The 19,761-nt window shown below is 45.6% G+C and carries 21 protein-coding genes; 17 read left to right on the top strand and 4 right to left on the bottom strand.

Annotated elements, in window-relative coordinates:
• Nucleotides 1–17 precede the first annotated feature (17 nt).
• Together C2759_RS07290 and C2759_RS07285 are read right to left on the bottom strand one after the other, a co-directional pair.
• Nucleotides 18–1,316, bottom strand: a complete 1,299-nt coding sequence (locus C2759_RS07290; RefSeq protein ID WP_215354239.1) for a polyhydroxyalkanoate depolymerase — start codon at nt 1,314–1,316, stop codon at nt 18–20.
• Nucleotides 1,317–1,358: 42 nt separating this feature from the next.
• Complete coding sequence (locus tag C2759_RS07285; protein WP_215354238.1) at nt 1,359–2,558, bottom strand: amino acid aminotransferase; 1,200 nt, start codon at nt 2,556–2,558, stop codon at nt 1,359–1,361.
• 149 nt (nt 2,559–2,707) lie between these two features.
• Between C2759_RS07285 and uvrB the strand changes: the two genes are divergently transcribed.
• From uvrB to C2759_RS07235, 10 genes are all read left to right on the top strand, one after another.
• Nucleotides 2,708–4,861 (top strand): excinuclease ABC subunit UvrB, encoded by a 2,154-nt coding sequence (uvrB, locus tag C2759_RS07280; protein WP_251366938.1) that lies wholly within the window; start codon nt 2,708–2,710, stop codon nt 4,859–4,861.
• 117 nt (nt 4,862–4,978) lie between these two features.
• Nucleotides 4,979–5,548, top strand: coding sequence for a Fe-S cluster assembly transcription factor (locus tag C2759_RS07275; RefSeq protein WP_215354236.1), 570 nt, complete (start codon nt 4,979–4,981; stop codon nt 5,546–5,548).
• 43 nt (nt 5,549–5,591) lie between these two features.
• Nucleotides 5,592–6,851, top strand: a complete 1,260-nt coding sequence (locus C2759_RS07270; RefSeq protein WP_046330507.1) for an IscS subfamily cysteine desulfurase — start codon at nt 5,592–5,594, stop codon at nt 6,849–6,851.
• Nucleotides 6,852–6,919: 68 nt separating this feature from the next.
• Nucleotides 6,920–7,306 (top strand): Fe-S cluster assembly scaffold IscU, encoded by a 387-nt coding sequence (iscU, locus tag C2759_RS07265; protein ID WP_046330506.1) that lies wholly within the window; start codon nt 6,920–6,922, stop codon nt 7,304–7,306.
• An 18-nt stretch (nt 7,307–7,324) separates the two neighbouring features.
• Nucleotides 7,325–7,648 (top strand): iron-sulfur cluster assembly protein IscA, encoded by a 324-nt coding sequence (gene iscA / locus C2759_RS07260; RefSeq protein WP_215354234.1) that lies wholly within the window; start codon nt 7,325–7,327, stop codon nt 7,646–7,648.
• Entirely contained in the window at nt 7,614–8,153 is a 540-nt protein-coding gene (hscB, locus tag C2759_RS07255) for a Fe-S protein assembly co-chaperone HscB (protein ID WP_215354232.1), read from the top strand. The genes iscA and hscB overlap by 35 nt, the downstream gene beginning before the upstream one ends.
• Nucleotides 8,154–8,171: 18 nt before the next feature.
• Nucleotides 8,172–10,037 (top strand): Fe-S protein assembly chaperone HscA, encoded by a 1,866-nt coding sequence (hscA, locus tag C2759_RS07250; protein ID WP_215354230.1) that lies wholly within the window; start codon nt 8,172–8,174, stop codon nt 10,035–10,037.
• An 18-nt stretch (nt 10,038–10,055) separates the two neighbouring features.
• On the top strand, nt 10,056–10,394 hold the full coding sequence (fdx, locus tag C2759_RS07245; RefSeq protein WP_046330502.1) for an ISC system 2Fe-2S type ferredoxin: 339 nt from the start codon (nt 10,056–10,058) through the stop codon (nt 10,392–10,394).
• A gap of 49 nt (nt 10,395–10,443) precedes the next feature.
• Nucleotides 10,444–11,559, top strand: coding sequence for a DUF3300 domain-containing protein (locus C2759_RS07240; protein ID WP_215354228.1), 1,116 nt, complete (start codon nt 10,444–10,446; stop codon nt 11,557–11,559).
• A gap of 17 nt (nt 11,560–11,576) precedes the next feature.
• Entirely contained in the window at nt 11,577–11,945 is a 369-nt protein-coding gene (locus C2759_RS07235; RefSeq protein WP_215354226.1) for a Rap1a/Tai family immunity protein, read from the top strand.
• A 153-nt stretch (nt 11,946–12,098) separates the two neighbouring features.
• Here C2759_RS07235 and C2759_RS07230 read toward each other — a convergent pair whose 3' ends face one another.
• Nucleotides 12,099–12,998: a LysR substrate-binding domain-containing protein gene (locus tag C2759_RS07230; RefSeq protein WP_215354225.1), complete on the bottom strand. Its 900-nt coding sequence runs from the start codon at nt 12,996–12,998 to the stop codon at nt 12,099–12,101.
• An 82-nt stretch (nt 12,999–13,080) separates the two neighbouring features.
• Between C2759_RS07230 and C2759_RS07225 the strand changes: the two genes are divergently transcribed.
• Genes C2759_RS07225 through C2759_RS07195 form a run of 7 tightly spaced genes read left to right on the top strand, consistent with a single transcriptional unit; the run spans nt 13,081 to nt 18,491 of the window.
• Nucleotides 13,081–13,812, top strand: coding sequence for a succinate dehydrogenase/fumarate reductase iron-sulfur subunit (locus C2759_RS07225; protein ID WP_215354223.1), 732 nt, complete (start codon nt 13,081–13,083; stop codon nt 13,810–13,812).
• Entirely contained in the window at nt 13,809–14,159 is a 351-nt protein-coding gene (locus C2759_RS07220; protein ID WP_215354221.1) for a succinate dehydrogenase, read from the top strand. The genes C2759_RS07225 and C2759_RS07220 overlap by 4 nt, the downstream gene beginning before the upstream one ends.
• Nucleotides 14,156–14,515: a succinate dehydrogenase, cytochrome b556 subunit gene (sdhC, locus tag C2759_RS07215; protein WP_215354219.1), complete on the top strand. Its 360-nt coding sequence runs from the start codon at nt 14,156–14,158 to the stop codon at nt 14,513–14,515. The genes C2759_RS07220 and sdhC overlap by 4 nt, the downstream gene beginning before the upstream one ends.
• A 23-nt stretch (nt 14,516–14,538) precedes the next feature.
• The gene (locus tag C2759_RS07210; protein ID WP_371816899.1) at nt 14,539–15,402 is read left to right on the top strand and encodes a fumarate hydratase; all 864 of its coding nucleotides are present in this window, start codon (nt 14,539–14,541) and stop codon (nt 15,400–15,402) included.
• Between the two features lie 8 nt (nt 15,403–15,410).
• A complete protein-coding gene (locus tag C2759_RS07205) occupies nt 15,411–16,022 on the top strand; it encodes a fumarate hydratase C-terminal domain-containing protein (RefSeq protein WP_215354215.1) in 612 nt (203 codons plus the stop codon).
• Entirely contained in the window at nt 16,019–17,737 is a 1,719-nt protein-coding gene (locus tag C2759_RS07200) for an L-aspartate oxidase (protein ID WP_215354213.1), read from the top strand. The genes C2759_RS07205 and C2759_RS07200 overlap by 4 nt, the downstream gene beginning before the upstream one ends.
• A 10-nt stretch (nt 17,738–17,747) precedes the next feature.
• Entirely contained in the window at nt 17,748–18,491 is a 744-nt protein-coding gene (locus C2759_RS07195) for a sulfite exporter TauE/SafE family protein (RefSeq protein ID WP_215354211.1), read from the top strand.
• Between the two features lie 64 nt (nt 18,492–18,555).
• Here the strand turns inward: C2759_RS07195 and C2759_RS07190 are convergent, their stop codons facing one another.
• Nucleotides 18,556–19,542 (bottom strand): tripartite tricarboxylate transporter substrate binding protein, encoded by a 987-nt coding sequence (locus C2759_RS07190; RefSeq protein ID WP_215354210.1) that lies wholly within the window; start codon nt 19,540–19,542, stop codon nt 18,556–18,558.
• Nucleotides 19,543–19,761 lie beyond the last annotated feature (219 nt).

Genomic DNA, 19,761 nt, shown 5'->3' with positions numbered 1-19,761 from the left:
AAAGTCGCGCCGCTGATTTATGCAGACTTTGAGCCTTCTAGTTTCGGAGGTCTAGCACGAGTTTTCTTTTGTACGCCTTGGTGTTCACGAATAAACGATTTAATCTTTGGATACACCCTCTCGCGCCAACGGCGACCAGAGAAAATACCATAGTGGCCAGCGCCAGCAACTTCGTAGTGATCCTTATCGGCTTTCGGAATTCCTGCACACAAGGCATGTGCAGCGCGAGTCTGTCCGCTACCGGAGATATCGTCCAACTCGCCTTCAACAGTGAGAAGTGCAGTTTTCTTAATATCTTGTGGTTTAACTAAATCGCCTGATACCGCCCATGTGCCGTTCGGTAAAGCATAGTCTTGGAAAACCGTCTTAATGGTATCTAGATAATACTGAGCATCCATATCCAACACTGCATTGTATTCATCATAAAAACGAATATGGGATGCAGCATCTTGTTCATCTCCACGCACCAAGTTTTGGAAGAAATCCCAATGTGACTGCATGTGGTTTTGTGGGTTCATGGCAATAAAGCCAGTGTGCTGTAAAAAACCTGGATAGACCTTACGACCAGCGCCTGGATAGCTTGGCGGTACCTTGTAAATCACATGACTTTCAAACCAGTCATAGGACTTTTGATCGGCCAAGTTGTTAACCGCAGTTGGTGATTTGCGCGCATCAATTGGACCGCCCATCATGATCATTGAAGCGGGCGTTTTCTCACCAGCAGAGGCCATTAATGAGATTGCACCCAAAGTAGGAACGGTTGGTTGACATACCGAGATCACGTGTAAATCATCTGCACCAATAGCACGAATGAAATCTTGAATGTAGTGAACGTAGTCATCCAAACTAAAGCTGCCGTCTTCAGCAGGGACAATGCGAGCATCAATCCAGTCGGTAATGTAAACCTTATGATCTTGCAACAGGGTGCGTACAGTATCACGTAGTAATGTAGAGTGGTGACCAGACAGGGGAGCTACTACTAAGACCACTGGGTCGCCCTTGAGTTTTTTGATGGCTTCAAGATCATCAGAAAAACGCTTAAAGCGAATTAAATTACAAAACGGTTTGGCAACAATCGTTCTTTCATGAATCGCTACTTCGCGACCATGCGCCTGTACTGAGCGGATACCAAATTCTGGTTTTTTATAGTCTTTACCAAGACGATGGAGCAGTTCATAACTTGCAGCTAGACGTTCAGACCCCGGAACCTTTGACGCTGGATTGGAAGCATTGATAAATGCTTCAGATGCAGCGCGAGCCCATGAGCTCATTGGTTGAAGTAAGGCTTTTTGAAATTCGTGTAACTGATAAAGCATGATGCCTCCTGATGATCCAGTGTAACCGCTGATTACTTGCTTTTAAGCCAATACGCGGGCGATTGCTTGAGCTACCTTGTCAATATTTTTGGTATTGAGGGCGGCTACACAAATACGACCCGTGGAAAGGGCATAAATACCATCTTCCTTTTGTAGGCGATCTACTTGTTCAGCGCTTAATCCGGAGTAAGAAAACATTCCACGCTGAGCTTCAATGAAAGCAAAGTCTTGCTTCACGCCAGCAGCAGCCAATTTTTCTACGAGACCATGACGCATTGCTTTTATGCGATCACGCATCTGTGCTAATTCATCTTCCCAAAGCTGTCTGAGTTCTGGTGAATTCAAAACAGCGGCTGCAATTGCGGCACCGTGAGTTGGAGGATTGGAATAATTTGTACGAATCACGCGCTTCAATTGAGAGAGCACACGAGTAGACTCATCTTTGCTTTGCGTCACGATAGACAAAGCGCCAACGCGTTCACCATAAAGCGAGAACGATTTGGAGAAGGAGCTCGATACAAAGAAAGACATGCCGGAATCCGCAAACAAGCGCACAGCAATGCCATCTTTCTCAATACCATCAGCAAAGCCTTGGTAGGCCATATCTAAAAATGGAATGAGGTCTTTCGCTTTACAGATATCGATCACTTGACGCCATTGCGCTTCGGTAATGTCAGCACCAGTTGGGTTGTGGCAGCAAGCGTGTAGCAATACGGTGGTGTACTTTGGGAAAGACTCTAAGGACTTCACCATGCCATCAAAATCTACACCGCGGGTTTTGCCATCGAAGTAGGTGTACTCAACTACCTCAAAGCCAGCAGATTCAAAAATGCCGCGGTGATTTTCCCAGGTTGGATTACTAATTGCGCATGGCGCATTTAAGTTGAGGCGCTTAATGAAGTCAGCGCCAACTCGCAATGCGCCAGTTCCACCAAGGCACTCGGCGGTAACCACGCGACCATCTTTGATGAGCGATGAGTCAGCGCCGAATAATAAGTTCTGAACTGCGCTGTTGTAAGGATTTGGACCTTCGATTGGAATGTAGCTACGCGGTGAGTGCTTTGCAACAATCGCCTCTTCGGCCTGAATCACTGCCTTCAAAAGAGGCACCTTGCCTTCGTCGGTGTAGTACACGCCAACACCTAGGTTGACCTTGTCTGCACGTTGATCGGCGACATAGGCTTCTGTGAGGCCAAAAATAGGGTCTTTAGGGGCTAGCTGGACTGAAGTAAAAAGGTTCATTTGATGGTCAGAAAGGGTGGATAAGGGAATATTTCAGTTAAATTTGCTTTGAGTGGCTGTTTTTGAGGCTAGATTCAACTATTTCTAAATAAAAACGGCAAAATCAATGTTTGTACAAAATTCGCTGTGAACTAAAACTTACAGTTGAAATGATAGCTGAGATGCCCCCCAAGTTGCCTAAAACTTCCTCGAATTCCCCAGTTGCCGAAAGCAAGAAAACCCCTGTAGTCGATCCTTTGGGCGAGGTAGGCCACGATTTAGACCCAGCTAAATTCGTTTCCTTCCCAGATTCCCCATTTCAGCTCTATCAGCCATTTCCGCCCGCTGGTGATCAGCCGGCTGCAATTGACGCTTTGGTGGCTGGTATTGAGGATGGTTTGACCTTTCAGACGCTGTTGGGCGTGACTGGCTCGGGTAAGACCTTCACTATGGCTAATGTGATTGCTAGGACAGGTCGTCCCGCCATCATTTTTGCCCCAAACAAGACCCTAGCTGCCCAGCTCTATAGTGAGTTTCGGGAATTTTTCCCTAAAAATGCGGTGGAGTACTTTGTTAGTTACTACGATTACTACCAGCCGGAGGCCTACGTTCCGACACGTGATTTGTTTATTGAAAAGGATTCATCAATCAATGAACATATCGAGCAAATGCGACTGTCTGCTACTAAGAGTTTATTGGAGCGACGAGATGTCATCATCGTAGCAACCGTATCCGCAATTTACGGTATTGGTAATCCAGGTGACTATCACAGCATGGTGATGACTTTACGTCCTGGCGACAAGATGAGTCAGCGCGATATTTTGATGCGCTTAATTGCGATGCAATACGATCGCAATGAAACCGATTTTAAGCGTGGTGTTTTCCGAGTTCGGGGCGACACGATTGATATTTTTCCGGCTGAGCATAATGAATTAGCTGTTCGCGTTGAGCTCTTCGATGATGTTATCGAGAGCTTGCAATTCTTTGATCCACTCACTGGAAAAATTCGTCAGAAGATTCCACGCTTTACCGTTTATCCAAGCTCGCACTACGTCACGCCGCGTGATACGGTTCTCAAAGCAATTGAAACCATCAAAGCAGAGTTACGCATTCGCTTAGATGAATTTGTAAAAGACGGCAAGCTGGTTGAAGCGCAGCGTTTAGAGCAGCGTACCCGCTTTGACCTAGAGATGCTCAACGAATTAGGCTTCTGCAAAGGCATTGAGAACTATTCTCGCCACCTCTCAGGCGCTATGCCTGGTGAGGCGCCGCCTACCTTGGTCGACTACCTGCCCAATGATGCACTCATGTTTTTAGATGAGAGTCATGTCCTCATCGGTCAGCTCAATGCAATGTACAACGGCGACAAGTCTCGCAAACATACCTTAGTGGAGTTTGGATTCCGCTTGCCTTCAGCAATGGATAACCGTCCACTCAAATTTACTGAGTTTGAAACCAAGATGCGTCAAACCATCTTTGTTTCTGCAACACCGGCTGATTATGAAAATACGCATACCGGCCAAGTAGTAGAGCAGGTAGCTAGACCCACCGGATTGGTTGATCCAGAAATTGAAGTATTGCCAGCAAGTACTCAGGTGGATGATTTACTGAATCAGATTCATGAGCGAGTCAAAGTCCATGAACGCGTTTTAGTAACGGTGTTAACAAAACGCATGGCTGAACAACTTACTGATTACCTATCAGATAACGGAGTAAAAGTGCGCTACGTGCACTCCGATATCGATACGGTGGAGCGCGTAGAAATTCTGCGTGACTTGCGTTTAGGCGTCTTTGACGTATTGGTAGGTATTAATTTATTACGTGAGGGCTTAGATATTCCAGAGGTCTCCTTGGTTGCAATCTTGGATGCAGATAAAGAGGGCTTCTTGCGTTCTGAGCGCAGTTTGATTCAAACCATTGGTAGGGCAGCACGAAACGTCAAAGGTAAGGCGATTTTGTATGCTGACCGCATTACCGATTCCATGAAGCGAGCCATGGGCGAAACCGAGCGTCGTCGCACCAAACAAATTGCTTTCAATAAGGCTAATGGGATTGAGCCCCGTGGCGTTAAAAAGCGCATTAAAGACATTATTGATGGGGTCTATGACGTCAAAGAGAAGCGCTCTGAGATGCAAGTTGAGCAGGAGCGGGCGCGCTATGAGGATATGGGCGAGAAGGATTTAGCCAGCGAAATCAAGCGTTTAGAGAAGCAAATGAACTCTGAGGCCAAGAATTTGGAGTTTGAGAAGGCCGCTTCCACCCGCGATAGATTGACTAAGGTGAAGGAAATGGCATTTGGCGCACGTTCCCGAGACGCCATCTAAATTGAGGGGTTAATTCCTGAGCAATTTAGTGGGGTATATGGTAAAGTTGAGTGGAATGGTCGGGTATTACCCGCCCGACTGTTAGCTGTCCATAACAATCCATTACCAAGGTGACATATGAGACTTACAACTAAAGGCCGTTTTGCAGTAACCGCAATGATCGATTTAGCCCTGCGTGAGACGCACGGGCCTGTAACTTTGGCCGGAATTAGCCAAAGACAGAAGATTTCTCTCTCTTATTTAGAGCAACTATTTGGCAAGTTACGCCGTTTCAACATCGTTGAAAGTACTCGTGGTCCTGGCGGTGGTTACACCCTGGCCCGTAAATCTGAGGAAATTAGTGTGGCTGACATCATTGTGGCCGTTGATGAGCCCCTGGATGCAACGCAGTGTGGCGGTAAGGGCAATTGTCATAGCGACGAGGAAAGTCAAGGTCATTGCATGACCCATGATCTTTGGTCGAATTTGAATGCGAAGATGGTGGAGTACTTGAGTTCCGTGTCACTACGAGACTTGGTGCACCAGCAGTCTGGACGTGGAATCGTATTGCATGATTTGCGTCCCAAGAAAATCAAGGCTGACAGTGTTAAAGCAGAAAAGCTAGCACCAGCAGTCGCAGCAAAGAAAGAAGATGCCCCGAAGCGTCCTCTTGTGAATTCTGTTTTTAATTTGGCTCGGCAAAGTTAATCCAAGAGATTCATCTCTTTACCCATAAATCGATAAGCAAAAAATGAACGCACCACAAGACATTCCCCAGCAGTCAATCCCGATGTTTAGTCCTAAGCATTTTCCGGTTTATATGGACTATTCGGCTACCACTCCGATCGATCCGCGCGTGGTAGATAAGATGTTGCCTTACTTGCGTGAGCAGTTTGGTAATGCCGCATCTCGTAGCCATGCCTACGGTTGGGCTGCAGAGGAAGCGGTTGAGTGGGCGCGTTCAGAAGTAGCTCAGTTGGTGCATGCCGACCCAAGGGAAATTGTATTTACTAGCGGCGCGACTGAAAGTATTAATTTAGCGCTTAAGGGTGCGGCGCACTTTTATAAAGATCGTGGCAATCACATCATTACGGTGAAGACAGAGCACAAGGCTACTTTAGATACTTGCCGCGAACTTGAGCGCGAAGGTTTTGAAGTTACATACTTAGATGTTCTTCCAAATGGTTTGATTGATTTTGCTCAGCTAGAAGCGGCAATGAAGCCGGGCACTATTTTGTTGTCAGTGATGTACGTCAATAATGAGATTGGCGTGATCCAAGATATTCCAGGCATTGGCGAGTTATGCCGCTCACGTGGTGTGATTTTTCATGTGGATGCAGCGCAAGCTACTGGCAAAGTTGAAATTGATTTAGAGAAAACTAAAGTAGATTTAATGAGCTTTTCTGCTCATAAGTCTTATGGCCCAAAAGGTATCGGCGCTTTGTTTGTGCGTCGTAAGCCCCGTATTCGTATTGAGGCGCAGATTCATGGTGGCGGTCATGAGCGCGGTATGCGTTCTGGCACTTTAGCTGTGCACCAAATTGTTGGTTTGGGCGAAGCTTTCCGTATCGCACGTCTTGAGATGGCTTCAGGCAATGCTCGTATTCGTGCTTTGCGCGATCGCTTGCTCAATGGTTTGAAAGATATTGAAGAGGTTTACGTTAACGGAGATATGGACCATCGTGTTCCACATAACCTCAACATCAGCTTTAACTATGTTGAGGGTGAATCGATGTTGATGGCCTTGAAAGACCTAGCTATCTCTTCTGGTTCTGCATGTACTTCGGCATCCTTAGAGCCTTCTTATGTTTTGCGTGCTCTTGGCCGCAATGATGAATTGGCGCATAGCTCAATTCGTTTTACTTTGGGACGCTTTACTACTGAAGAAGAAGTGGATTTCACGATCAAATTGGTTAAAGAGAAGATTGCGAAGTTGCGTGAACTTTCACCTTTATGGGAAATGTTTAAGGATGGTATTGACCTCAGCACCATCCAGTGGGCAGCTCACTAAGAATTATTGAATAAGCATTGAATGTATTGAAGCAAGATTAAAGATAAAAGAGATAGCGAGAAAACACCATGGCATATAGCGACAAAGTAATTGATCATTATGAAAATCCCCGCAATGTGGGTTCTTTTGAAAAAGGCGATGACCAAGTAGGTACCGGCATGGTCGGCGCACCTGCGTGTGGTGACGTGATGAAGCTACAGATTCGTGTAAACGATCAGGGCGTGATTGAAGATGCCAAGTTCAAGACCTATGGTTGTGGTTCTGCGATCGCATCCTCCTCATTAGTTACTGAGTGGGTAAAAGGGAAAACTTTGGATCAAGCTTTGGAGATTAAGAACTCCTTGATTGCTGAAGAGTTGGCTTTGCCACCAGTAAAAATTCACTGCTCTATCTTGGCTGAAGATGCTATCAAGGCAGCAGTGGCTGATTACAAAGAAAAGCATCCGGCCCTGTAAAGATAAAGAGGCTTCATCATGGCAATTACCTTAACCGACAAAGCAGCAAAACATGTTCAGCGCAATTTAGATAAGCGCGGAAAAGGTTGCGGCTTACGCTTGGGTGTTCGCACGACCGGTTGCTCGGGCTTAGCCTATCAATTGGAGTATGTGGATGAGGTTGCTCCTGAAGATGCGAAATTTGAATCTAATGGCATCACCATCTTTATTGATCCCAAGAGCTTGGCCTACTTAGATGGCACCGAATTAGACTTTGTACGTGAAGGTTTGAACGAAGGCTTTAAGTTCCAAAACCCGAATGTAAAAGATGAGTGTGGTTGTGGTGAATCCTTCCGCGTCTGACAATTACTTTAATTTCTTTGGTTTAGAGCAGCAATTCAATCTCGATTTGTCTGCACTAGATCAAGCCTATTTGGCGATCCAAAAAGAAGTGCATCCCGATCGCCATGCTCGCGGTAGCGATACCGAGCAAAGGCTGGCAATGCAAATGGCTACCCTAGCAAATACTGCATTTCAAACTTTGAAAAATCCCATTCAGCGTGGGCTCTATCTTTGCCAACTCCACAAAGTGGATGCGCGTCTAGAGACTAATACGGCCATGCCAGCTGCTTTTCTGATGAAGCAAATGGAATGGCGTGAAAGTCTTGAGGATCAAGATGAGGATCTCGGAGCTCTAGAAGCTCTGGCTGAAGAGGTTGATCAAGCCAAGCGAGATATCTTGGTAGAAATTACACAGGCTATTGATAGAGCTAAGAACTATGAGCGCGCAGCTGAGTTACTTAGAGGTCTGCTTTTTATTGATAAGTTTGCGCTAGAGCTAGATGATGCTATCTCAGCTTTGGTATAGCTTTACACTCTAGACCCCATGGCCTTATTACAAATCTCCGAACCCGGTAAATCACTTGCTCCGCATCAGCGTCGGATTGCGGTAGGTATTGATTTAGGTACCACTAACTCCTTGGTCGCAATTGTGCGGGATGCCTTGCCTCAGGTTCTCCCTGATTCAGAGGGGCGCGAATTACTCCCTTCGGTGGTGCGTTATCTCCCAAATGGTAGAACCCAAGCGGGCTTCGAGGCCTCTGAAAGTATTGTCTCTGATCCCAAAAATACGATCGTTTCTGTGAAACGTTTCATGGGCCGGGGTATTGTGGATGTAGAGAATATTGAAAGCGCTCCTTACGACTTTGTCGATGAGCCCGGGATGTTAAAGATCAAAACAGTGGCGGGTGATAAGAGTCCCATTGAAGTTTCAGCAGAAATTCTGGCACGCTTGCGCCAGTTGGCGGAAGACTCAGTTAATGACGACATCGTTGGTGCAGTGATTACTGTGCCTGCTTATTTTGATGATGCTCAGCGTCAAGCAACTAAAGATGCTGCGAAGTTGGCTGGTATTGAAGTTTTACGTCTACTTAATGAGCCTACTGCTGCTGCCATTGCCTATGGTTTAGATAATGCTTCCGAAGGAATCTATGCGGTTTACGATTTAGGTGGTGGCACTTTTGATATCTCCACTCTGCGTATGAGCAGAGGGGTATTTGAAGTGCTCTCTACTGGCGGCGATTCTGCTTTGGGTGGCGATGATTTTGACCATCGTCTCTATTGTTGGGTGATAGAGCAAGCTAAGCTTCCACCACTGTCGATTCAAGATCACCGTAAGCTCTTGCTTTCTTGCAAACATGCGAAAGAGCAACTGAGTCATAACCCGTTAGCACGCGTTCATGAAATCCTTGCTGATGGCACTGTGATTAATGTGGGAGTGAGCCAGGCGCAGTTTTTTGAAATCACCCAAAACTTAATCAATAAGACTTTAGTTGCTGTGAAGAAGGCTTTGCGCGATGCAGGCCTTAAGGCTGATGAAGTCAAAGGTGTTGTGATGGTTGGTGGAGCAACTCGCATGCCTCAGGTGCAACGTGCGGTGGGCGAGCTCTTCGGCACCAAGCCCTTAAACAATCTCAATCCAGATCAGGTTGTTGCTTTAGGCGCCGCAATGCAAGCTGACTTGCTTGCAGGCAATCAAAGTAAGGATGATGAGTGGCTCCTCTTAGATGTCATTCCACTATCTCTTGGCGTTGAAACCATGGGTGGCTTGGTAGAAAAAATTATTCCTCGGAACACACCTATACCGGTAGCGCGTGCTCAGGATTTCACGACCTTTAAGGATGGCCAAACTGCTTTAGCAATTCAGGTGGTACAGGGTGAGAGAGAGTTGGCACAAGACTGTCGCTCTTTAGGCAAGTTTGAATTGCGTGGCATTCCGCCAATGGCTGCTGGTGCTGCCCGTATTCGGGTGACCTATCAAGTGGATGCAGATGGATTACTTTCCGTAAGCGCCACGGAGCAGGGTTCAGGTGTGCAAGCCTCAATAGATATTAAGCCATCATATGGTTTGACTGATGCTGAGATTGCCCGCATGCTGCAAGATGGTTTTGCCTCAGCCAAAATAGATCTCCTCTCAAGATCTTTGCGTGAAGAGCAAGTGAATGCCCAGCGATTACTAGATGCCGTACAAACTGCTTTGGATTCTGATCGTGGATTATTGAACTCTCAAGAGCAGGCTGAGGTTGATCAAGAAATGGCCGTCTTGCAAAAGTTGCTTACAGAAGAAACTGATAGTGCCATTCTCAGAAAAGCAGTCGATCATGCTGCCAAGGCTACCGACGAGTTTGCTCAAAAGCGTATGAATGCCAGTATTAAGAGGGCGTTAGCCGGTAAGAATGTTGCAGAAATTTAAGAAAAGAAAATTACCTAAATGACTCAGATCGTCGTTCTACCCCATAGCGAGTATTGCCCTGAAGGTGCGGTGCTTGAAGTGACTCCAGGCACTTCTGTTTGTGAAGCCTTGCTAGAAAACCATATTCCGATTGAGCATGCCTGCGATATGGTCTGTGCTTGTACTACTTGTCACGTGATTGTGAGAGAGGGTTATCAGAGTCTGAATGAGCCTGATGAGAATGAAGAAGATTTATTAGACCGTGCATGGGGACTCAATCCTCAGTCTCGCTTATCTTGTCAGGCTATTGTGGCGCGCCAGGACCTAGTCATTGAGATCCCGAAATACTCCATTAACCACGCTAAAGAAAATCATTAATTTCTGGCTCGGTATTACACTCTAGAAATACAAGAGGATTAATGAGTGTATGAATATTCAGAATAAAGCAGGATATTTGATTGGGCTTACAGCGCTCTTGAGTGCTTGCTCAAATAATAGTGATCCCTATCAAAATATCGACTATCCACAGTCCTATACTCAAAGTGGGGGCTATAGCAGTTCGCCACAGTTGATTTCATCAGAGCAATTGCAGTCCTTACTCTCTCCGATTGCTTTATACCCAGACTCCTTGCTGTCTTTGATGCTATTGGCATCAACTTATCCACTGGAAGTGGCTGAAGCCTATAACTGGCGTAACAGCAATTCCAGTCTAAATGGCGCTGCATTACAAGATGCTCTCAAAGCACAATCATGGAACGATAGTGTGAAGTCACTGATCGCATTCCCGCAAGCATTCAATATGATGGGTAGTAAGTTGCAGTGGACCCAAAATTTGGGTAATGCCTACAAGCTACAACCCGCAGATACGATGAAGGCGGTGCAGATTTTACGTAAACGCGCCGTGCAGGCTGGAACTCTCAAGTCAAATCAGCAAATTACAGTCAGTACTGATGCTAACTCGAACGTATTAATTGGTCCCGCCAATACTCAAGTGGTCTACGTGCCGAGCTATAACCCCACGGTTGTTTATGGAGCGTGGCCTTATCCAGACTACCCGCCATATCCTGCTTATAACCCCGCCTGGGGAATGATGTCATTTGGTCTTGGGATGGCAGTAGGTGGTGCATTTTGGTCCACGCCTAGTTGGTCTGATGGCACGATTAATGTGAATAATACAAATTCTCCCGGAAGAACGAATAGGGGGCTGATTGGTCCGAGTAGCATTCAGAACCAACAGCGACTTCTCAATGACTGGAAAAATAATGCGACTCCGCAAGATCGACAAGCGGCAAGAGCAGCGGGGCAGCGCGCAGATAGCGCCTTTCAGAAAAATGCTACGCCACAAGAGCGCGCTCAAGCTGATCGCCTAAATCAAGAGGCAAGAAATGATTACCAGCAAGATCGTAGTAATCCAAATACCTATCGTGAGGCTGCCCAAGAAAATGCGATGCGAGAGCAAGCGCGTGCTGATCGAATGAATGATGATCGATTCGGTGGTCGCGGCGGTTTTGGCGGTGGTCGTATGGGTGGATTTAGGCGTTAATCTCTAAAGAAGACACTATGAAACTATTCCGGATAATCCCACTTGTCATTGGTGCAGTCTTGCTGTCGCAGGTAAATGCTTTTGCTCAGTCCGACCTGCCTAAAAATGATGCCTCCACTACTGCATTGGTTGAGCTATGCAAAAACCTCAACGATGCGGATGCTCAGAACTTTTGCTTTGGTTTTGGAGAGGGTGTTTATCAGGCTTATCTTGCTAATCGCAATTCAAAACAAAAGATGAGTATTTGTTTCTCATCGGAAGCTGGCACCAGGGAAGTTATTCTTCAGGAGTTCTTGGCTTGGAACCAAAATAATCCCCAATTCAATCAGGAGCGCGCAGCCAAGACATTGATTCGATTCTTTGAGGCAAAGTATCCTTGTAAATAGCAGGCGCTTAGGCATCAACGCCCATTGCACCAATATGAGGCATTACGCACATTAAGTAAGCAAAACTGAATTGGGGGAGAATTTCAATGGAATACGATGAAGTTGTTGTTCATTCTTAGGTAGTACCTCCATAGATTTATTTTTCAAACCACCCTATGGGGTGGTTTTTCTCTTTGCAATAACTTCATCTAGGAAGTATTTCTTAATCTCTTGGGTGATATTTTCACGAGAATGTTTGCGTTTTTCTAGTAAACCAACTTTTCGATAAATTGTTTTTCCAGGCAATGCAGATATCTTCAATTGGCGGTCGTTTTCCCAAGAAACGTTGGCTAGCTTGGGAACAATGGAATATCCAAGCCCTTGTCTTACAAGCTCAATGATTGCCTCTACAGAATTGAGCTCCATACCTTCTTTAATGCTTAACTTATTCGCCCGAATGGTTTGATCTACGAGATGGCCTGTCCATGTATTTCGCTCAAAACGGATGAACGGAAATTGATTCGCCAACTCCTTTGGTGTAAATCCTTTCTTATTTTTGATTGCTGGATAGATCACAATCATGGGCTCTGTATATAGCTCCGTCCATTGAACATTTTGGGGTAAGGCATAGGGTGACTCAGTCACTATTGCTGCATCTAAGCTGCCTTCAATGACTTGCTCTAAAAAGTTGCTAGATAGGCCTGCAATGAGTTTAATTTCAAGTTCTGGGTAGTTCTGCTTGAGCTCATTTAAGGTATTTCCAAAGGCGCCCATTAAGGTTGAGACCAGTGCGCCCAGAACAATGGTGCCGCTGAGTTCAGATTTAAAGTCCGATCCTAGGGCCTCGTAGCGCGCAATGATTTCTTGAATGGGCTCAACCAAGGATCTGCCATGATGATTGAGGGTCATAGAGCGCTTTGTTCTATCAAATAGCTCCACACCAATATCCGCTTCTAGTTGTTGCAATTGCTGTCCAGCGGCAGCGGCCGTGAGGCCTATTTCACGTGCAGCCGCTGCCACGCTCTTATGCCTTGAAATGGCTAAAAAATTCTTGAGTACTTTTATGCTGGACATGGAATTTAATATAAATTATTTATTTATCTCAAAGAAAATTATATTCGATTTATTTTTTACTATCTATCGATATAATGAGCTCATGTCTAATACAGATCTCAAAGTCAAAGTTTGGCGCGGTGCTCAAGAGGGTGAGTTTGTTGAGTATTTGGTGCCTCGCAATCCAAATCAAACGGTACTAGATGTCGTTACCTTTATTCAGCGCAAGCTAGATCCAACTCTTAGCTACCGATTCGCTTGTCGGGTGGGTATGTGTGGCTCTTGCGCCATGACAGTCAACGGCGTTGCTCGCTGGACCTGTCGAACTCACGTTTCCCAAATTGTTGAAGGGGATTCTCTAGAGATTGCCCCTCTGAATAATCTACCAGTCATTAAAGACCTTGCTACCGATATGCGAGAGTTCTTTAATAAGTGGAAGGGTGCGGTTGGTTTTTTTAAGGGAGATAAAACCCGTCATGATGATTTTTCAAGAGTAGAGCCGCAGTCACCTGAACGTCAATTAGCTAATGCCGGTATCGAATGTATCGGTTGTGGAGTGTGCTACTCCTCTTGTGAAGTTGTGCAGAGCCGCCCTAACTATCTCGGCCCAGCTGCCCTAAATCGCGCTTGGACCTTAACGAATGATGTGCGTGATGTACAGCAATTAGATCGCCTACGTGCCGTTGCTGGTGATGAAGGTTGCCACGCATGTCATACGCAGGGATCCTGTACAGAGCGTTGTCCTAAGAAACTTGAGCCTACAGCCAGTATTGCTGGGTTGAAAAAGTTAGTAGCAAGAGCTGCTGTACGAGGAAGTAAGTGGGGCAAGTTATGAGTCAAGCCGTGATGCAGGCAAAGTTTTGGTATGCCCAAAGAATCAGCGCTATGGTTTTAGGTCTTTGCGTCAGCATCCACCTCGTCATTATTTTCTATGCAATACGCGGTGGCTTAACTGCTGAAGAGATTCTGGGGCGCACCCAAGGCAATATTGCTTTTGCTATTTTTTATGAGATTTTTGTTTTGGCCTGCTTTGTGCATGCGCCGATTGGATTGGCGAATATTCTTGAAGAAACGTTTTCCAAGGGGTTTATTTCTAAAGCTCTATCTTCGCTGCTTGCAGTTCTTATACTCATTCTAGGGACCACCGCAGTCGTTGGTGTCTATTCCGGCGGTGCGTTATGAGCCCAAGGCCAAAGCTTGATTTACGCGCAAAGTCTCATCTCTCTTACTTTGCATATGCATGCCATCGCTTTTCCGGCCTGCTACTGGCTTGCTTCATCCCCTTACATTTTTTGATGCTTTCTCAGTCTTTGCGTGGCGCCAGTGGGTTTGAGCGCTATCTGGGCTTAACGGACTTTTGGGTCTTTAAAGTCGGTGAGTGGGTTTTGGTTATTTTGTTAGCGATCCATTTGGTGGGCGGAATTCGACTCATCATGATTGAGTTTGGTCCATGGCGCGGACTTCGTAAGGCTTGGACCCAAGTGGCTATTTTGTTCGGTATTGCTTGCGGCCTCTTATTTTTGTATTTGGCAAATTGATTGGGTAATTTATGCAGTTGCAAATGAAAGCAGTTGAAGAGGCTTGCAAGGAGCTCTACATACGCGCCTTAAAGGTGCTTCCAGATGATGTTAAAGCCGGTATTGAGCGCTTAAATCAAGGTGAATCAGATGCGCGTGCACAGGTGGTTCTCAAAACTATGATCACCAACATTGCTGTTGCAGAGCGTGAGGATAATTTACTTTGCCAAGACACTGGCTTACCAATTTATAAAGTCAAGATTGGCCGTAATGTGCAACTAGATGGCATGGAACTCAAGGCGGCGATTCGTAAAGGTTGCGAGCGTGCAACTACTGAATACCCATTACGTTCTTCAGTAGTGCATCCCATCACGCGCAAGAATAATCACACATCCTGCGGTATTGATATGCCGGCAATCAGCATCGATTTTTGTGATGATGATGAGATGATTGAAATCGAGATGGTCCCAAAAGGAAGCGGTTCAGAAAACAATTCTTTTTTGAAGATGGCCATTCCTGCTGATGGAATTAATGGTGTTAAAGCCTTTGTTATTGATAGTGTTGTTTCTGCGGGAGGCAAGACTTGTCCGCCAACCATCGTCGGTGTTGGTATCGGTGGCACCTCTGAGCAATGTGTTGCGATGGCCAAGTGTGCTGCTACAAGAGCATTGGGTAGTGTGTGCAGTGATGAAGAAGGTGCTAAGCTAGAGCAAGAATTAACTGCTGCTGTGAACAAATTAGGTATTGGCCCGCAAGGCCTGGGTGGTGACGGCACAGCGTTTGCTGTTCATGTGGAGCTTGCCCATACTCATATCACCTTAAATCCAGTAGCCGTAAATATGCAGTGCCACTCAGCGCGTAGAGCGCGAGCAACCTTTACGCCTGATGGCGTGACTTACGGTTTCTAGGGATCAAGATGGCCCATTACAAGCTTCCAACCCCTGTTAGCGAATCAGATATTCGAAAACTACGTATTAATGACACAGTGACTCTGCAAAACACCTTATTTGGTATTCGGGATGCTACGCAAATTCATATGTTTGATAAGGGTCGAAAAACTCGCTTTGATCTCCATGGTCATGCAGTGATTCATACGGCTCCTAATGTGCGCAAGGTAGTAGTGAGTGAGGAATTCCCAGCTGGATATCAAGCAATCTGTATTGGTACAACCACATCAGATCGCATGGAGCGTTTTACGCGTCCACTGATGACCGAGAATGGCGTACGAATGATTGTCGGTAAGGGCGGTATGCGAGAAGAATCTGCGGCAGCTTTTCAGGAAATTGGTGGCGTGTATCTAGCAATTATCGGAGGCACAGCAGCGCTAGAGACAACGTGGATTGAGCAAATTGAAGATGTGGATATGGATGATCTCAATCCAGAGTCTCTCTGGCGTTTCAAGATTAAAGATTTTGGACCTTTGCTAGTAGCGATGGATAGTCACGGCGGTAGTATTTATCAAGAAGTAAAAAGTGACGTTGCACGCAAGAAAGAGGCCGTACTAAAGAGCTTAGGAATTGCCTCATGAATATCACCACTCTTGAGACAGACATTCTCATTCTAGGTTCTGGTGGCGCAGGGCTTTTTGCAGCTCTGCACGCCCATCAAACTAACCCAAATCTACATATCACCATTGCCGTAAAAGGATTGCTGGGTAAATGTGGTTGTACTCGTATGGTGCAAGGTGGTTATAACGTGGCGCTAGCAGAGGGCGACTCTGTTGAACGTCATTTTATGGACACAATCGAAGGTGGTAAATGGTTGTCGGACCAAGAGTTGGCATGGACATTGGTAAATAAGTCGGTTGAACGTATTCGTGAGCTTGAGAATGAGCTCGGCTGTTTCTTTGATCGCAATCCAGATGGCACAGTTCATCAAAAAGCATTTGCGGGTCAAACTTTTGACCGGACAGTTCACAAGGGCGATTTAACTGGAATTGAAATTATCAGTCGACTGGCTGAGCAGGTATGGGCGAGAGGAATTCATCGACTTGAGGAGCATAGGGCAGTCGAGTTAATTCATAGTGCTGATGGAAAGTCTCTCGCTGGTGTATTAATGCTCGATATGACGACTGGTCAATTTACCCTGGTGCGAGCAAAGGCAGTTCTGCTAGCCACAGGTGGTGGACCTACTATGTACAAGTACCACACACCATCGGGTGATAAGAGTTGTGATGGCTTGGCTATGGCACTTCGTGCAGGTCTTACTTTGCGCGATATGGAGATGGTGCAATTTCATCCTACCGGCTTACTGGCGGGACCTGGCACTAGGATGACGGGAACCGTGCTTGAGGAAGGGTTGCGTGGCGCAGGTGGATATTTGCTCAACGGCAATAAAGAACGCTTCATGGGTAACTACGATCCGCGCAATGAGCGTGCTACTCGGGATATCGTTTCGCGATCGATTAATTCTGAAATTCGTGCAGGTAGATCTACTCCTAATGGCGGTGTCTATATTCAGATGAGTCACTTAGGTCCTGATAATGTGCGCAAGCAATTTAAAGGTATGGTTGAGCGATGTGCAGACAGCGGCTTTGATTTGGCAGGAGATCTAGTAGAGGTAGTGCCCACTGCGCATTACATGATGGGTGGATTAATCTTCAAGGCGGACTGCAGCACAGAGTTACCAGGCTTATTTGCTGCAGGTGAAGATACTGGCGGGGTGCACGGAGCAAATCGCCTAGGTGGTAACGGTGTAGCTAACTCCACTGTATATGGCGGTATAGCTGGCGAGGAAATGGCACATTGGGTGATGTCTCAAACTTTACAAGAGTGCAATATGGAAGTGGTGCGCGCTAGTATCAAGGCGCATGAGGCTCCATTAGAGAGGCCGGCAGGCGATATTGAATTGATTCGAGATGCCTTGGCAGAATGTATGTGGGATGACGTGGGTATCTCTAGAACAAGAGAAAGTTTGTTACGTGCTCGTACTAAGTTAGATCAGTTAGGTCAGCAGTTAGACCAAATGGGAGTGGGTGATATCCAAAGGCAGTACAGCATTACATGGCAGGATTGGATGAATCTAAATAATCTCATTTTGGTGAGCAAGTCTGTCACGGAGGCCGCTCTTTCTCGTGAAAACTCAAGAGGGGCACACTATCGTGAGGATTTTCCTGATGCAGGATCTTTGGAAGAGTCCTATTTCACGGCAGTCTATCTGCAATCTCGAGGTTTAGAAATTGAAAACAGACCCGTTCAATTTACGATGGTCAAACCGGGCGAGACTATTTTAGTAGAGGCTTAATATCTTTGAATTGATTGAGCCGGTTTCATTTGCGCTTGCAGCTCTAGTAGTTCTTTGTGGATTCTTCATCTTTGGAGTTTCTGGATTCGGCTCGTCAATAGTGGCTGTCCCCTTGCTGGTGCAAATGTACCCTCTTAAAGTTGTAGTTCCAATGATGGTCATCATTGATATCTGCGCCTCACTTTATATCGGCAGAAAGTCATCTGGCGATGCAAATATCCAAGAATTAAAATGGCTATTTCCTTTCAGCATAGTCGGGATGATCTTGGGAATCTTCTTGTTAGTAAAGGCGCCAAGCGAACCTTTACTGCTAATTCTCGGGATATTTGCAGCCATCAATGGCATACGTGTATTAGTGATGAGAAATGTAGAAACTTTCGATCCGATTAGCAGGTGGTGGGCGATACCTTCTGGTTTTTTCGGGGGTGTATTTACTGCACTATTTGCTACCGGAGGCCCACTATACGTTTCCTATCTTGGTTTGCGGATTACTAATCCAAAGGTGCTGCGCGCAACCATGGCATTTGCTATTTTTATGCTGACATTTTTGCGTCTTACCTTAATGCTGGTAACAGGACTCATCTTAAGTTGGGAGGTAATCGGCCTTGCAGTTTGCCTAATGCCAGTAACTTTCTTGGGTATTTGGGTGGGCTCCCATGTTCACACTAAGCTAAGCAATACTTCTATGCGTATAGCCTATGGGTCAATATTAGTATTTGCGGGTTCAATGTTATTGTTTAGACAGATCACGTAAAATATTTCCAGGGCAAATAAAAAGCGAGGATTAATCCTCGCTTTTTATATTCCGCTAGTAATTTTTACTGGGTGCTAATGTTGCGACCCTTAATTACTTTTTCCCAGTTAGCTGATTCAGCTTTGATCTGAGCATCAAATTCTTTCTGAGTATTCGCTATTGCAGTTAAGCCATTCAAATCCAAGCTCTTTTGCATAGCTTCAGACTTCACTGCCTTAACAGTGGCGTCATAGATTTTGTCCGTAATGACCTTAGGTGTGTTGGCCGGTGCCACTAAACCAAACCAACCAGTACTCTCAAAACCAGGTATGCCACTTTCGGCAACTGTAGGAACATCGGGAAGTTGCTTGACACGTTTAGCGCTAGTTACGGCAATTGGCTTAATTTGACCGGCTTTTGCAAAACCTGTTGCTGCAGTAAGATTGCCAACCATAAAGTCTATTTGTCCCGATACTAAATCATTGATAGCAGCAGATTCACCCTTATAAGGCACATGGGTCGCTGGGATATTGGCGGAATAAGTTAAGTTTTCAGCAGCCATATGAACTTGGCTTCCAATGCCTGCAGAGCCAAAATTCAGATCCTTAGTTTTTGCATAGGTAATAAATTCATTTAAGTTCTTAACAGGGATTTTGCTGCTGACAGATAGCAACATGGGGCCGCTAGCAACATTAGTAATATTCACAAAATCTTTGCTGTAATTTACTGGCAATCTTTTATATAAACTAGGATTCACGGTAAGCATACTGCCGGAGGCGAGCATGATGGTATAGCCATCTGCTGGTGCTTGCGCTACAAATTCAGCGGCAATATTGCCACCAGCGCCACCTTTATTTTCAACAATGACGTTTTGTCCTAAATCTTTTGTTAACTGCTGAGCTAAGAGTCGGCCAAGAATATCCGTAGTGCCACCAGCTGCAAAAGGAATAATTAATTTGATCGGCTTTGTTGGCCAGGATTGTGCTATTGCTAATTGAGGGAATGCAAGAGTCAGTGCTCCTGCAAGTAAAACTAAACGTCTGCTTATCTTCAATTTTTGAATCTTCAACATCGGTGACCTCCAGTGGTAATTTGATCTTTATATCTTAGCTATTTCGCTGTGAAAAAAATATACTCAACTGCTATTTAATAGTTATATGCTTATTCATTACTTCTGTCTCCTCCATTCATTCCACAGTACTTCAAGACTCCTTCTGCACTGCACCACGAATTGGGTATTGCAAGATATCTAAATCATCTATATGATTCAGATATGTCAGTTATTTTGTTC

This window comes from Polynucleobacter sp. MG-Unter2-18, from assembly GCF_018687675.1.
Classification (GTDB): domain Bacteria; phylum Pseudomonadota; class Gammaproteobacteria; order Burkholderiales; family Burkholderiaceae; genus Polynucleobacter.
This window is presented reverse-complemented; position numbering and strand designations above follow the sequence as displayed.

Excerpts from the sequence above, each read along its gene's own strand:
- C2759_RS07290 (WP_215354239.1), bottom strand. The coding sequence starts at position 1,316 with ATGCTTTATCAGTTACACGAATTTCAAAAAGCCTTACTTCAACCAATG.
- C2759_RS07285 (WP_215354238.1), bottom strand. The coding sequence starts at position 2,558 with ATGAACCTTTTTACTTCAGTCCAGCTAGCCCCTAAAGACCCTATTTTT.
- uvrB (WP_251366938.1), top strand. The coding sequence starts at position 2,708 with ATGATAGCTGAGATGCCCCCCAAGTTGCCTAAAACTTCCTCGAATTCC.
- C2759_RS07275 (WP_215354236.1), top strand. The coding sequence starts at position 4,979 with ATGAGACTTACAACTAAAGGCCGTTTTGCAGTAACCGCAATGATCGAT.
- C2759_RS07270 (WP_046330507.1), top strand. The coding sequence starts at position 5,592 with ATGAACGCACCACAAGACATTCCCCAGCAGTCAATCCCGATGTTTAGT.
- iscU (WP_046330506.1), top strand. The coding sequence starts at position 6,920 with ATGGCATATAGCGACAAAGTAATTGATCATTATGAAAATCCCCGCAAT.
- iscA (WP_215354234.1), top strand. The coding sequence starts at position 7,325 with ATGGCAATTACCTTAACCGACAAAGCAGCAAAACATGTTCAGCGCAAT.
- hscB (WP_215354232.1), top strand. The coding sequence starts at position 7,614 with ATGAGTGTGGTTGTGGTGAATCCTTCCGCGTCTGACAATTACTTTAAT.
- hscA (WP_215354230.1), top strand. The coding sequence starts at position 8,172 with ATGGCCTTATTACAAATCTCCGAACCCGGTAAATCACTTGCTCCGCAT.
- fdx (WP_046330502.1), top strand. The coding sequence starts at position 10,056 with ATGACTCAGATCGTCGTTCTACCCCATAGCGAGTATTGCCCTGAAGGT.
- C2759_RS07240 (WP_215354228.1), top strand. The coding sequence starts at position 10,444 with ATGAATATTCAGAATAAAGCAGGATATTTGATTGGGCTTACAGCGCTC.
- C2759_RS07235 (WP_215354226.1), top strand. The coding sequence starts at position 11,577 with ATGAAACTATTCCGGATAATCCCACTTGTCATTGGTGCAGTCTTGCTG.
- C2759_RS07230 (WP_215354225.1), bottom strand. The coding sequence starts at position 12,998 with ATGTCCAGCATAAAAGTACTCAAGAATTTTTTAGCCATTTCAAGGCAT.
- C2759_RS07225 (WP_215354223.1), top strand. The coding sequence starts at position 13,081 with ATGTCTAATACAGATCTCAAAGTCAAAGTTTGGCGCGGTGCTCAAGAG.
- C2759_RS07220 (WP_215354221.1), top strand. The coding sequence starts at position 13,809 with ATGAGTCAAGCCGTGATGCAGGCAAAGTTTTGGTATGCCCAAAGAATC.
- sdhC (WP_215354219.1), top strand. The coding sequence starts at position 14,156 with ATGAGCCCAAGGCCAAAGCTTGATTTACGCGCAAAGTCTCATCTCTCT.
- C2759_RS07210 (WP_371816899.1), top strand. The coding sequence starts at position 14,539 with ATGAAAGCAGTTGAAGAGGCTTGCAAGGAGCTCTACATACGCGCCTTA.
- C2759_RS07205 (WP_215354215.1), top strand. The coding sequence starts at position 15,411 with ATGGCCCATTACAAGCTTCCAACCCCTGTTAGCGAATCAGATATTCGA.
- C2759_RS07200 (WP_215354213.1), top strand. The coding sequence starts at position 16,019 with ATGAATATCACCACTCTTGAGACAGACATTCTCATTCTAGGTTCTGGT.
- C2759_RS07190 (WP_215354210.1), bottom strand. The coding sequence starts at position 19,542 with ATGTTGAAGATTCAAAAATTGAAGATAAGCAGACGTTTAGTTTTACTT.